Genomic DNA, 13,087 nt, shown 5'->3' on the forward strand with positions numbered 1-13,087 from the left:
TCGACGCCGGATGCACGAGAACGTGGATCTCGTCGTCACCTCGCCGACGTGTGAGCCCCGGACCGACTTCACCGGTGTGGGGCCGCGCTCTCGACCCGCGCACCTATGGTGGTGCGGTGGCCAGAAGCGTCTACATCGCGGCACTGGATGTCGCCAGCGGTAAGTCCCTGATCGCGTTGGGCGTCACCGAACTGTTGACCCGGCAGACCGGCACGGTCGGGGTGTTCCGTCCGGTGGTGCGCGACCGTGACCGCCCCGACCGGCTCCTCGGGCTGCTGCGGGAACGCTTCAGCCTCGCCGGAGAACCCGGCGACGGTGTCGGCGTCGACTACGCCCGGCTGCGCGCCGACCCCGACGCCGCGCTCGCCGAGATCGTCGACCGGTACCACGCCCTGGCGGACCGTTGCGACGCCGTCCTCGTCGTCGGCACCGACTACACCGACGTCGCCTCACCCACCGAGTTCGAGTACAACCTGAAGATCGCCGCGAACCTCGCCGCGCCGGTCCTACTGGTGGTCACCGGAACCGGCCGCAACCCCGCCGCGATCGCGGCGGCGGCCCGGCTGGGGCGCGCGGAGGCGGCGGCCGCCCACACGACCGTGTGCGGCGTCATCGTCAACCGGGTCGCGCCCGCCGACGTCGCGGCCGTCAGGAAGGCCGACCCGGACCTGTGGGCGTTGCCGGAGACACCCGCGCTCACCGCACCGACCGTCGGCGAGTTCGCCGCCGAGATCGGTGCGGAACTCCTGCTGGGCGACCCGGAACTGTTGGGGCGGACCGCCACCGGCCTGCTCGTCGCCGCCATGACCCTCCCCAACATGCTCGACCACCTGATGCCCGGCGCCGTCGTCATCACCCCCGGCGACCGCGCCGAACTGCTGCTGGGAATCCTCGCGTCGCACCACAGCGCCACCGGAGCGGTCAGCACCGGCGTCGTACTGACCGGCGGGCTGCGACCTCCCGCGCAGGTGACCCGCCTGATCGCCGACAGCACGCTCCCCGTCCTGTCCACCGACCTGGACACCTTCGAGACCGCGGCCCGGCTGTCCGACGTCCGGGGACGCATCACCGCGTCCTCGCCCGCCAAGGTCGCCACCGCACTCGGCCTGTTCGCCGACAACGTCGACACCGACGTCCTCGCCGAACGGATGCGGCTGGCGAGGTCGGCGGCGGTGACCCCGTTGATGTTCGAACACGGACTCATGGAACGCGCTCGCGCCCACCGCCGCCGGATCGTCCTCCCCGAAGGCACCGAACCCCGGATCCTGCGGGCCGCCGACACGATCCTGCGGCGCGGCGTCGCCGACCTCACGCTGCTCGGCGACCCCGACGAGATCCGCGCCGCCGCCGCGGTCCTGGGAGCCGACGTCTCGGCGGCCGACCTGCTCGACCCGGCCGAGCCCACGTTGCGGCGACGCTTCGCCGACGAGTACCACCGGTTGCGCGCCCACAGGGGAGTGAGCCCGGAACAGGCGTACGACACCGTCGTCGACGTGTCCTACTTCGGAACCATGATGGTCCACGAGGGACTGGCCGACGGCATGGTGTCGGGCGCCGCGCACACCACCGCGCACACCATCCGGCCCTCCTTCGAGATCATCAAGACCGTCCCCGGCACCGACGTCGTGTCCAGCGTCTTCTTCATGTGCCTCGCCGAACGGGTCCTGGTGTACGGCGACTGCGCCGTCATCCCCGAACCCACCGCCGCGCAACTGGCCGACATCGCGGTGTCCTCCGCCGCGTCGGCGGCGGCGTTCGGGGTCGAGCCCCGCATCGCGATGCTGTCCTACTCCACCGGCGACTCCGGCGCGGGCGCGGACGTCGAACGGGTCAGGGAGGCCACCGCCCTCGTCGCCGCCAGACGGCCCGACCTGCCCGTGGAGGGACCGATCCAGTACGACGCCGCCATCGACGCCGAGGTGGCGTCCGCGAAGCTGCCGCACAGCGCCGTCGCGGGCCGCGCCACCGTGTTCGTCGTGCCCGACCTCAACACCGGAAACAACCTGTACAAGGCGGTGCAGCGCACCGCTGGCGCGGTCGCGGTCGGACCGGTCCTGCAGGGACTGCGCAAACCGGTCAACGACCTCTCACGGGGCGCGACCGTGCACGACATCGTCAACACGGTGGCGCTGACCGCCGTACAGGCACAGGAGGCCGCCGAATGAACCGTCGCGTGCTCGTGCTCAACTCCGGATCCTCGTCGGTGAAGTACCGGCTCCTGGACCCCGCCGACGGCGGCATCGTCGCCGGCGGAATCGCCGAGGGCATCGGTGAGCCCACCGGACGCCTCACCCACCAACACGGCGGCACCGAGGCCGTCGACGACGACCCGATCCCCGACCACGAACAGGCACTGCGGCGCGTACTCACCGCGTTCCGGGACCACGGACCGGACCTGGAGTCCGTGCCGCCCGCCGCCGTCGGCCACCGGGTCGTCCACGGCGGCCGGCGATTCAGCGACCCCACCGTCGTCACCGACGAGGTGTGCGCCGCCATCGACCGGCTCACCCCGCTGGCGCCACTGCACAACCCCGCCAACCTCACCGGCATCGAGGTGGCGCGCAAACTCTTCCCCGACGTGCCGCACGTGGCCGTGTTCGACACCGCGTTCCACGCCACGATCCCCGCCGCCGCTCACACCTACGCCGTGCCACCGGAGTGGCGTGACCGGCACGGCGTCCGCCGGTACGGCTTCCACGGCACCTCCTACTCCCACGTCGCGCGTGCCGCCGCGGCCGAACTGGGCGCCGAGGTCACCGACGTCAACCTCATCGTGCTGCACCTGGGCAACGGCGCCAGCGCGTGCGCGATACGCGGCGGCGTCTCGGTGGACACCTCGATGGGCCTGACACCGTTGGAGGGCCTGGTGATGGGCACCCGCAGCGGCGACCTCGACCCGGCGGTCATGATGCACATGCACCGCGCCGCCGGAATGTCGGCGGTCGAACTCGACCACGCCCTGAACCACGAGTCCGGCCTGCGGGGCCTGGCCGGCGACAACGACATGCGGCGGCTGCGGGCGCGCGCCGATCGGGGCGACCGGGCCGCCCGGCTGGCCCGCGACGTCTACTGCCACCGGATCCGCAAGTACGTGGGGGCCTACCTGGCGGTGCTGGGACACGTCGACGCGATCGTGTTCACCGGCGGGGTGGGGGAGAACGACGACGGGATCCGGGCGGGCGGCCTCGCCGGGCTGCACCACCTCGGAATCGCACTCGACGCCGAACGCAACGCCCGGGGCGAGACCCGGGTCTCGACCGTCGCCTCACCGGTGGCGGTGCTGGTCGTGCCCACCGACGAGGAGCTGGAGATCGCCCGGCAGTCACTCGCGGTCCTCGACGCCCGGAACCGACCCGGCGACGCCGCGCCACCGGAGTGAACCCGCCGCGGGCCGGCCCGCGGCCGGCGAGGTGAGGGCTTTCCCACAACCGGGCACCGGTATCCCGACGCTCACACGCGCCGGCGGCGAGCCGTTCCCACCGCCACGGCGGACACGGCCCCGTCGCGCCGTCGCACACCCGGCGACGGCGACATGCGTTGGCGTCCCGCCGGATCGGGCCGACGCGCCGGGCACCGGCCCGGGTCCACGGCACGGCATCCGGTGACGGCCGAGCCGCCTCCGCGGGCGTCAACCGGATTTCCCGGGGCGGTCGCCGACGGGCGGACGCCCGCCGTTCCAGCGGCTATGTTCGGTTGTCATGAACGTGACGATCACCCGGCTGTCGCAGTCCCCGGACCTGGCGACCCCGATGTGGCAGATGCCCGACACCTGGCCCGCCTTCGTCGCGGAGGACCTGGTCGGCTGGTCGTACTTCACGAGGATCCCCACCACCTTCGCGGACTTCGTGCTGGTCGCCACCGACGACACCGACGGCGAGGTGGTGGCGCGCGCGTTCAGCGTCCCCTTCGCGCTGCACGTCCCGGGCAGGCAGACCCTCCCCAGCGGTGGTTGGGGCCGGGTCATCCAGTGGGCGTTCTCCGACGCACTCCGCGGCCGCGACACCGACACCGTCAGCGCCATCGAGATCACGGTGCGACCGGACCGGCAGGGCCGCGGGCTCGCCGGCCGCATGCTCGCCGCGATGCGCGACAACGCCACCGACCTCGGGTACACCGAACTCGTGGCGCCGCTGCGGCCCACCCTCAAACACCTCGAACCGCACGTCCCGATGCCCGAGTACGCCTACCGGGCCGACGACGAGGGCATCCCCTTCGACCCGTGGATCCGCACCCACCTGCGCGCGGGCGCGGTCATCGACTCGGTGGCGACGCACTCGATGGTCGTGGCGGGTTCCCTCGCCCAGTGGCGGGAGTGGACCGGGCAGCCGTTCGACACCGACGGACCGCAGGTCGTCCCGCAGGCGCTCAGCCCGGTGAGGTGCGACCTCGCCGAAGGGTACGCCGTGTACGTCGAACCGAACGTGTGGGTCCGGCACGCCCTCACCTCCACGGGGGACGTCCCGGAGGCGCCCGACGGCACACCGCCCGCCGCCTGACCGGTCACCGCGGCGGCGTGAACACCGAACGCCGCCGCAACCCCGCCCGCCGGCCCTTGGCCGCCACCACCAGCGCCATCTTGCGGGACGCCTCGTCGATCATCTCGTCGCCCAGCATCACCGCTCCGCGTCGGCCGCCGGCGTCGGAGGTGTGCCACTCGTAGGCGTCCAGGATGAGTTCCGCGTGGTCGTAGTCGTCCTGGCCCGGGGAGTAGACCTCGTTGGCGGCGTCGACCTGTGCCGGATGCAGCACCCACTTGCCGTCGAAACCCAGCGCCGCCGAGCGGGCCGCCGACTCCCGGAACCCCTCGACGTCACGGACCTGCAGGAACGGCCCGTCGATCGCCTGGACGTCGTTGGCGCGGGCCGCCGTCAGGATCCGCATCAGCACGTAGTGGAATGCGTCGGCCGAGTAACCGGGCGGCTGCTGTCCCACCGCGAGCGACTTCATGTTGATCGACGCCATGAAGTCCGCCGGTCCGAACACCAGTGCCTCCAGCCGGGGTGACGCCGCCGCGATCTCGTCCACCCTGGACAGGCCCGCGGCGTCCTCGATCTGCGCCTCGATGCCGATGCGGCCCACCGGCAGCCCGACCGCCTGTTCGATCTGGGTGAGCAGCACGTCGAGCCACCGCACGTGCCCGGCGTCGCGCACCTTCGGCAGTAGCAGGCAGTCGAGGTTCGCGCCCGCGCCCTCCACGACGGTGACGACGTCCCGGTAAGTCCACTGTGTGGTGACGTCGTTGACCCGTACCGCACGCACCCCCGCCCGCCAGCCGCCTCCGTTGAGGGCCTCGACGATCCGCGACCGGGCCGCCTCCTTCTCCAACGGCGCGCAGGCGTCCTCCAGGTCCAGGAACACCTCGTCCACCGGAAGACCCCGCGCCTTCTCGATGAACCGGGCACTGGAACCCGGCACCGCCAGGCACGAACGCCTCGACCGCCACCGGTCCACCGTCGACATACTCACTCCTCACCCCGGCCGTGTCACGGAACTCAGTTCAGGGCGTGCCGGACCGCGTCCAGCACCTCGTCCACACCCGACCCCGCCTGCGTCACCGTCACCACGACCCGGCGGTCCGACATCCGGCGACGCGGATCCACCAGACCGTCCCGCACCGCCCGCAGCGCGTGATCCAACTGCGCCATCGCGTCACCGGTGCCGCCGCCGCGCAGCCACCGTCGCAACACGTGGTTGTGCGCCGCGACCACCGCCGCCGCCGACACCTCCGCCATCAACGGCGCGTCCGGGGAATCCGGGCTCGCCGAAGCCGACGGGTGCGCCAGCAGGTACTTCGTGAACAGCCGCTCGTAACGCGACACCACGGCGATCTCCCGTTCCCGCAACGCCGGTACCTGCCGCAGCAACCGGTAACGTGCCACCGAGACCTCCGCCTCGGCCGCGTACATGCGCAACACCTCGCGGATCGCCCGGCACACCACGGTGATCGGTTCCTCGCCGTCGCCCTCGGCCTCCAACACCAGCGACACCTTCACCAGGGTGCTGTCGTGGTCGGGGAAGACCGCGTCCTCCTTGGTGGGGAAGTAGCGGAAGAACGTCCGCCGCGCCACCCCGGCCGCCGCCGCGATCTGATCCACAGTGGTCGAATCGTAGCCGTTCTCCGCGAACAGGCTCAACGCCGCAGCCGACAGAAGCCGCCGGGTCCGAGCCCGACCCGATACACCCACCATGGGTCACCAGGCTACCGCCCGGCGACCGCGTCACCGCCACCCCCCGGGGGTGCCCACCCGAGACCCGAAACCCCCCGTGACCTGCGGGCATCAGGGGCGACTCAGGGACACGTCAGGGTCACCGGTTCAGGGCCGCGACCGGGACGTTCCCCGATGTGCCGCGTCCCGATTTCGCCGAGGCTAACTGGCAGACACCCGAAGCCGACACGCTGTCGGCGGAGCCTCGACAAGGAGCCCACAGATGCACCGCTCACCGCACTCGTCACGGCGGACACCGTGACCTGGCAGGTGGTGGCCGCCGTCGTGGGAGCCTGGGCCATCGCCATCGGCGCCGCCGCCCAGGAACAACCCGCCACCGCCGCCTCCGGCCACGCCGTCGGAAGGCTCGGACTGGTGACCCAACTGCTCCGCAGCCCCCGCTGGCTGTGGGGCGGCGCGATCACCGTCGCAGGGATGATCCTCCACCTGGCCGCCCTCACCAACGCACCACTGACCGTCATCCAACCACTGGGAATCAGCGGACTGCTGGTGGCGGTGTGGGTGTCGGCGCGGTGGCGGGCACGCCGCCTCACCCGCCTGGAGATCGCCGGAGCGATCGCCGTCACCGCCGGACTCACCGGACTCGTCGGCGCGCTCCCGCACGACACCTCCACCGCGCCACGCATCGGCGACACCGAACTGCTGTGGCTGTCGGCGGTCATCGTGCCACTGTCACTGGTCACCACACTGTCGGCGGCACGCATGAGCCCACGCTGGCGGGCCGGGATCCTGGCCGCCGTCGCGGGCACCTGCTTCGGCGTCACCGCGGCACTGGTCAGGGTCGTCGCACACCGGCTCCCCGAAGACCCCGCACAACTGTGGCACTGGCGGACCGCCGTGGCGGTCTACCTGCTGTGCGTGGGCGGACTCCTCCTGCAGAACGCCTACCGCGCCGGCCACTTCGGAATGTCCTACTCACTGCTGTTGATCTCCGACCCCGTCGTGGCCGCGGCCGTCGGCGTCGTGTTCCTCGGCGAGGCACTTCCCGGCACCGTCCCCGGCGCCGTGGTCGCGACCGTCTCGGCGGTCGTGACCGCCGCGGGCGTCGCGGTGCTGGCCCGCCGGGCACGCGCACCCGGCGACCGGCCACTCGACCCGACCCACGTTCCCACCGATCCGTCCGTCAAGGAGTACCACGATGTTCGACCAGATGTCCCCAGTGCTGGACCAGCCCGTCCCGTCGTACCCGGCGCCGCCGACCGGAGGACGCCGAATCCTCATCGGCACCGACACCTACCCGCCGGACGTCAACGGCGCGGGCTACTTCACGCACCGGCTCGCCACCGGACTGGCGGAACGTGGCAATGACGTCCACGTCGTCGCGGTGTCCGACACCGGGAAGCCGTACCGGCACGACATGGACGGCGTCACCGTCCACCGGCTCCGCTCCCGTTCGGTCGTGGTCTACCCCGACCAGCGCGCGGTCCTGCCCGGCGGTACCTCCACGGCGGTGCAACGGATCTTCGACGAGGTGAAACCCGACGTCGCCCACCTGCAGTCCCACTTCGTGGTCGGACGCGCCTGCATGCGGGTCGCGCACCGCTCCGGCGTCCCCGTCGTCGCCACCAACCACTTCATGCCGGAGCCCCTGCTGTTCCACGTCCCGGTCCCGCAGCGGGTCCGCGACTGGGCGGCCACCCGGGCCTGGCACGACGCCGCCCGCTTCTTCGCCCGCGCCGACCACGTCACCACACCGACCCCGCTGGCGGCCAAGACCTTCGCCGACCGCGGCTTCGACGGAGACATCGACGCCGTCTCCTGCGGCATCGACCTCACCCGCTTCCGTCCCCGCGACACCGACGCCGCCACCGCGCGCGCCCACTTCGGGCTGCCGGACCGCGCCACCGTCGTGTTCGTCGGGCGGCTCGACCAGGAGAAGCGCATCGACCAGCTCATCCGGGCGATGCCCGCGCTGCGCCGCCGCCACGACGTACAACTGGTGGTCGCCGGAGTCGGGCCCGCCCGCGAGAACCTGCTCGCGCTGGCCGCCGACCTCGGAGTGTCCCCCTACGTGCGGCTGCTCGGCTTCGTCCCCGACGAGGACCTGCCCCGCGTCTACCACACCGGCGACGTGTTCGCGATCGCCAGCGTCGCCGAACTCCAGTCGATCGTCACCCTGGAGGCGATGTCGTCCGGCCTGCCGGTCGTCGCCGCCGACGCCGTGGCCCTACCCCACCTCGTCACCGAGGGACACAACGGGCACCTCTTCCCACCCGGCGACGTCGACGCACTCGGCCGCCACATCGACCGGATCCTCTCCGACCCGGCGACCGCCGCCGCCATGTCCGTCGCCGCGCGCCGCATGGCGTCCCGGCACGAGATCGCCGCGTCCCTGGCCCGCTTCGAAGCCATCTACGACGGACTGACGGGGCGGTGACGGACATGACCGCACCACAACCGGCGGCACCGTGGCAGACCGTCGTCGCGGCGGTCGGCGGTGCCGCCGCGGCGGTCGGATTCCTCCTACTCCACCTCGTCATGGCCGACAGCGTCGACCCGATGGTGCAACCCGTCAGCAGCTACGCGCTGCGGGCCCCCGGCTCGATCCTGTTCCCCCTGGGCACCCTCGGGCTGGCCGCGGGCTGCGCGGCACTGGCGGCCGCCGGCCTCGGACTCCCACGCCAGCGCCCGGTACGCGCACTACTGGGCCTCGCCGCCGTCCTACTGGTCCTCGTCGTGGTGTTCCGCACCGACACCGGAGACACCGTCACCTCGACGGCGGGGGAGATACACCGCTGGTCGGCCGGAGCCGCGTTCGGCGCGCTGCTCCTGGCGGGACTGGCCGCCGACCGCGCGATGCGTTACACGACCGTGGACCCGTTCCTGCGGCGCCTGTCACGGGTGCTGGCGGGACTCAGCCTCGTCGCCCTGGCCCTGACCGCCCTCAACACCTTCCTACCGGAGTTCGCCGACGGCGCGAGCTGGCGGGGACTGCCGCAGCGGATACTGCTGGCCGTCGAGACCGGGCTCGTACTGTTGTTGGCCCGCCTACCGATGGCCGCCGAACCGCCGCCCCGGCCGCTCTCCTGGCTGCCGGAAGCCACCCCCGACGCCCGCCCCGTGGCCGTGGCACCGCGCGTCCCCGTCCGATCCTGACCCCGCCGGCCCGACCGCCGGCGGGGCAGGTCACCGCCGGTCACTCTGATGCGAAAGTGTGGCTGTTCCAGCGTGGCGGCCCCGCCACCGGCGCATTACCATCAGGCAATGGCCTCCGACCCCGCACTCCATGTCGTCAGTGACGTGCACGGGCACTACGACGCGCTCGTGGCGGCGCTGGGCGACGCCGGCCTCGTCGACGGCTCCGGTCACTGGAGCGGCGGCAACGCCCGGCTGTGGTTCCTGGGCGACCTGTTCGACCGGGGCACCGACGGTACCGCGGTCGTCGACCTGATCATGCGGCTCGCCGACGAGGCCGAGGGCGACGGCGGGCTGGTCGACAGCCTGCTCGGCAACCACGAGGTCCTCATGCTGGGGGCGCGCCGGTTCGGCGACGACGACTTCGCCGACGAGGACGGCAACTCCCGCAACTTCATGATGTGGTGGCATCTCAACGGAGGTCAGGACGACGACGTCGCCCGCCTGACCGACAAGCAGATCAACTGGCTCCAGAACCGCAAGGTCATGACCTACGCCGCCGACCACCTGCTCGTGCACACCGACACGGTGGAGTACGCCGCGTACGGCCGCAGCATCACGGCGGTCAATCGCGCCGTCCGCAAGATCGTCAAGTCAGCCGACCACGAGAAGTGGTGGATGCTGTTCCGGAGGCTGACGATCCGTCACCGCTACGAGGCCGAGGACGGTGCCGTGCAGGCCGCCGCCATGCTCGACTGCTTCGGCGGCAGCCAGATCGTCCACGGCCACAGCACCATCCCCGACCGGCTGGGGATCCCCGGCGACCAGGTCGTGGGACCCCGCCGGTACTGCGAGGCCCTGGCGCTGTGCGTCGACGGCGGCATATACCAGGGCGGCCCCTGCCTGGTGGTGTCGCTCCCGGTCGATCCCGCGCTGCTGCAACCCGACCCGTCACCGACGTCGCCCGACACCGCCGCGGAGCCGGAAGGGGAGACCCGCCGGTCGAACTTCGAGGGTGAGGGCGGGGCCGACACCGACGCCGTCACCGCGGCGGCGTTGGAGGTGGCGACCTCCGACGCCGATTGAGATGTCGCCCCGCCGTGGCGGGGCGACGTGTCCGTTCAGAGGCCGTCTTCGACCTTGCTGTCCTGCTGTGCGTCGCCCGATCGGCGCCTCGCGGCGTTGTCGCAGGCAGCGCCGCTGAAAGACCGGTGCATACAACACCGGTATGTACGGACCCTCCAGAGCATTGCGTCCTCCGCTTGCGAACGCACTCGACCAGACACCGCTCGCGACGAACGAGGACCAGAGACAGCCTCTGCGACACCCGCCCGGTGTCGCCGCGCGACGTTAGTCTGGACGGGGGAAGCCCCCACCGGCTTCCCCCGTCACTCTCATCCGGTGACGGATCGGGGAGACCCCCACCGGTCTCCCCGATCACCCCACCCGGAGCACCCCTCCCGGTCCCACCGACCGGAGCGATGCTCCATCGGTCGGAGAAGGCGGTCCCACCTGCCTTCCCGACCGTCCCACCCGGAGAGTCCCGCGCGGCCCCCACCGGCCGCCGGACCCTCCCCGGCGGATCGGGGGAGTCCCCACCGGCTGCCCCGGTCCGCCAGTCGAGCGAAGTCCTCGCGCGCGATGTCAGTAGAACCGCGCGGTGTAGATCCTCCCGTTCCGCACCCACGCCAGGTGCAACGCGGCGAACATGTCACCGAGTATGTCCTCATCGGACAGGCCGTACGTCTTGGCGACGCAGCTGCCCCGGTAGTGCCACAACAGGCCGGCACGAACCTCGTCGGCGCCGGCGGTGTGCCTTCCACACGGGAGGCCACACCGGTAGACCGGGCCGTCCGGAGCCGTGTCGATCGACATCGTCTGGTGGCAGGAGGAACTCCACAACTTGTCCGCGGTGGCCAAGTCCAGCAATGCCGGGGAGTGTCGTTCGACCATGGCACCAAATCCCATCTGGTCAGGCGCGGAACCCGTCGGCCGGAGCCGACCGGTCGCTGAGAAACGGCGAAACGGTGAATCTGTCCGGGTGCCGCGCCGCGCCGAAGAGCCGTGGGATCGCATCAGGACGATGCGGAACCGGCCGGCTCAGTGGACGAACGCCGCCGCACGAATCGGTATATGCGGATCGTAGTCAACTGTTCCTTCACTTGTCGTGCATTGTCACACCCATCATACTATGCATCGACGCCGGGCAGATGCACGTGCATGGGCGCGTGCAGGCGCACAATCGCGATATGCCACTCTAATGGGTGACCAGAGATGGGACGTCGCCCGGCGCCACCAGGTCACCGCGGCCGTGAGCCTGCCCTTCCCGCCCGGAAGGGCCACGGCGGCAACGACTCCGGCGCGACCGGGCGACGTGGCTGGTCAACCGCATCTCAATTGGAAGGAACCACCGATGAGCGAGTTCTACAACGGCATCCCGGCGGGCGACCTGCCGTCCACCGTGGTCTGGCAGAAGAGCGGCCGCAGCAACCCCAGCGGCAACTGCGTCGAGATGACCGCGCTGCCCACCGAAGGCACCGTCGCGGTCCGCAACTCCCGCGACCCGCACGGGCCCGCCCTCGTCTACACCGTCGACGAGATCACCGCGTTCGTCCAGGGCGCCAAGGACGGCGACTTCGACAACCTGATCCGCTGACCCGACCCGGCCGGCCGGTCAGGTGGGACGGTCGGCCGGGCCACCGCCCGGGTTCCGAGGCGCCCGCGACGCCTCGGAATCCGGGCGCAACCCTCCGCAGGCTCCCGTCGGTCCGATGAAGCACGGTTCGGTTACCTTTGGTCTGAAACGTCAGACGTCCCGGATAGCCTGTCGGCGTGACATGCTTGATCGAGGAAGTACACATTCAGGGATAGCCGAAACTCCGGAGGTCGGGAAGTGACAACGCCTTCTCCAGGGAGCGCCACTCCCGGAGGGCCGACCGCGCTGCGGATGTTGCTGGGCGCCCACCTCCGCAGGCTCCGCGAGGAGAAGGGCATCACCCGGGGAGAGGCCGGTTGGGAGATCCGGTCGTCCGAATCAAAGATCAGCCGCCTGGAACTGGGCCGGGTCAGCTTCAAGGTCCGCGACGTCGAGGACCTGCTCACCCTCTACGGCGTCGAGGAACCCGCCGAACGCTTCCGCTGGATCGAACTGGCAAAAGAGGCCAACAACCCCGGCTGGTGGCACCGCTTCGGCGACGTCCTGCCCAACTGGTTCCAGTCCTATCTCGGCCTGGAGGCCACCGCCACACTCATCCGCACGTACGAGTTCCAGTTCATCCCCGGACTCCTCCAGACCAAGGACTACGCGCGCGGCGTCGTCCTACTCGGCCACGGCTACGCCGGACGCGCCGAGATCGATCACCGGGTGGAACTGCGCGAATCCCGGCAGAAGATCCTCACCCGCGTGGATCCGCCCCGGTTCTGGTGTGTCGTCGACGAAGCCGCCCTGCGCCGCCCGATCGGGGGGCGCGCCGTCATGCGCGCCCAACTCCAGTCGCTCATCGAGCACTGCTCACTGCCCAACGTCCGCATCCAGGTCATCCCGTTCTCGGCGGGCGGCCACTCGGCGGCGGGCGGCGCGTACACGATCCTGCGGTTCGCCGACCCGGACCTGCCGGACATCGTGTACCTCGAACAGCTCACCAGCGCGCTCTACCTCGACAAGCCCGACGACGTCGACGAGTACACCGCCTCGATGGAGTCGCTGTGCGTGCAGGCGACCGAGCCGGACCAGACGCCGGCCATCCTGCGCGGCATCATCGACGAGCTGTACAGCTGACCCGATC

General features: G+C 71.3%; 12 protein-coding genes. 9 read left to right on the forward strand and 3 right to left on the reverse strand.

Annotated features, from left to right (window positions below):
• The first annotated feature begins 116 nt into the window (after window positions 1-116).
• The 3 genes from pta to LX16_RS23850 all read left to right on the forward strand — a co-directional run bounded on the left by pta (window position 117) and on the right by LX16_RS23850 (window position 4,496).
• A complete protein-coding gene (gene pta / locus LX16_RS23840) occupies window positions 117-2,165 on the forward strand; it encodes a phosphate acetyltransferase (protein WP_147143747.1) in 2,049 nt (682 codons plus the stop codon).
• Window positions 2,162-3,379 (forward strand): acetate/propionate family kinase, encoded by a 1,218-nt coding sequence (locus LX16_RS23845; RefSeq protein ID WP_147143751.1) that lies wholly within the window; start codon window positions 2,162-2,164, stop codon window positions 3,377-3,379. The genes pta and LX16_RS23845 overlap by 4 nt, the downstream gene beginning before the upstream one ends.
• A gap of 319 nt (window positions 3,380-3,698) precedes the next feature.
• Window positions 3,699-4,496 carry a GNAT family N-acetyltransferase gene (locus LX16_RS23850; RefSeq protein WP_147143754.1) on the forward strand — a complete coding sequence of 266 codons (798 nt, stop codon included), beginning with the start codon at window positions 3,699-3,701 and terminating at the stop codon, window positions 4,494-4,496.
• A gap of 4 nt (window positions 4,497-4,500) precedes the next feature.
• Here LX16_RS23850 and LX16_RS23855 read toward each other — a convergent pair whose 3' ends face one another.
• Both LX16_RS23855 and LX16_RS23860 read right to left on the reverse strand, forming a co-directional pair.
• Entirely contained in the window at window positions 4,501-5,460 is a 960-nt protein-coding gene (locus tag LX16_RS23855) for an HpcH/HpaI aldolase/citrate lyase family protein (protein ID WP_147143757.1), read from the reverse strand.
• Window positions 5,461-5,492: 32 nt separating this feature from the next.
• Window positions 5,493-6,188 (reverse strand): TetR family transcriptional regulator, encoded by a 696-nt coding sequence (locus LX16_RS23860; RefSeq protein WP_147143760.1) that lies wholly within the window; start codon window positions 6,186-6,188, stop codon window positions 5,493-5,495.
• A gap of 276 nt (window positions 6,189-6,464) precedes the next feature.
• Here LX16_RS23860 and LX16_RS27815 point away from each other — a divergent pair, with 276 nt between their 5' ends.
• The 4 genes from LX16_RS27815 (at window position 6,465) to LX16_RS23875 (ending at window position 10,388) form a co-directional block, all read left to right on the forward strand.
• Window positions 6,465-7,535, forward strand: coding sequence for a DMT family transporter (locus LX16_RS27815; RefSeq protein WP_244615960.1), 1,071 nt, complete (start codon window positions 6,465-6,467; stop codon window positions 7,533-7,535).
• A complete protein-coding gene (locus LX16_RS23865) occupies window positions 7,447-8,604 on the forward strand; it encodes a glycosyltransferase (protein WP_244615964.1) in 1,158 nt (385 codons plus the stop codon). Before LX16_RS27815 ends, LX16_RS23865 begins: the two co-directional genes overlap by 89 nt.
• A 5-nt stretch (window positions 8,605-8,609) precedes the next feature.
• Window positions 8,610-9,323 carry a DUF998 domain-containing protein gene (locus LX16_RS23870; protein ID WP_147143763.1) on the forward strand — a complete coding sequence of 238 codons (714 nt, stop codon included), beginning with the start codon at window positions 8,610-8,612 and terminating at the stop codon, window positions 9,321-9,323.
• A gap of 108 nt (window positions 9,324-9,431) precedes the next feature.
• Window positions 9,432-10,388 carry a metallophosphoesterase gene (locus LX16_RS23875; RefSeq protein ID WP_147143766.1) on the forward strand — a complete coding sequence of 319 codons (957 nt, stop codon included), beginning with the start codon at window positions 9,432-9,434 and terminating at the stop codon, window positions 10,386-10,388.
• A 558-nt stretch (window positions 10,389-10,946) separates the two neighbouring features.
• Here LX16_RS23875 and LX16_RS23880 read toward each other — a convergent pair.
• The gene (locus tag LX16_RS23880) at window positions 10,947-11,255 is read right to left on the reverse strand and encodes a hypothetical protein (RefSeq protein ID WP_147143769.1); all 309 of its coding nucleotides are present in this window, start codon (window positions 11,253-11,255) and stop codon (window positions 10,947-10,949) included.
• Between the two features lie 460 nt (window positions 11,256-11,715).
• On the opposite strand from LX16_RS23880, the gene LX16_RS23885 reads away from it, so the two are divergent.
• Together LX16_RS23885 and LX16_RS23890 are read left to right on the forward strand one after the other, a co-directional pair.
• Complete coding sequence (locus LX16_RS23885; protein ID WP_147143772.1) at window positions 11,716-11,958, forward strand: DUF397 domain-containing protein; 243 nt, start codon at window positions 11,716-11,718, stop codon at window positions 11,956-11,958.
• 291 nt (window positions 11,959-12,249) lie between these two features.
• Window positions 12,250-13,080, forward strand: a complete 831-nt coding sequence (locus LX16_RS23890) for a Scr1 family TA system antitoxin-like transcriptional regulator (protein ID WP_147144113.1) — start codon at window positions 12,250-12,252, stop codon at window positions 13,078-13,080.
• Window positions 13,081-13,087 lie beyond the last annotated feature (7 nt).

The sequence above is a fragment of the Stackebrandtia albiflava genome, assembly GCF_007994225.1.
Lineage (GTDB): Bacteria > Actinomycetota > Actinomycetes > Mycobacteriales > Micromonosporaceae > Stackebrandtia > Stackebrandtia albiflava.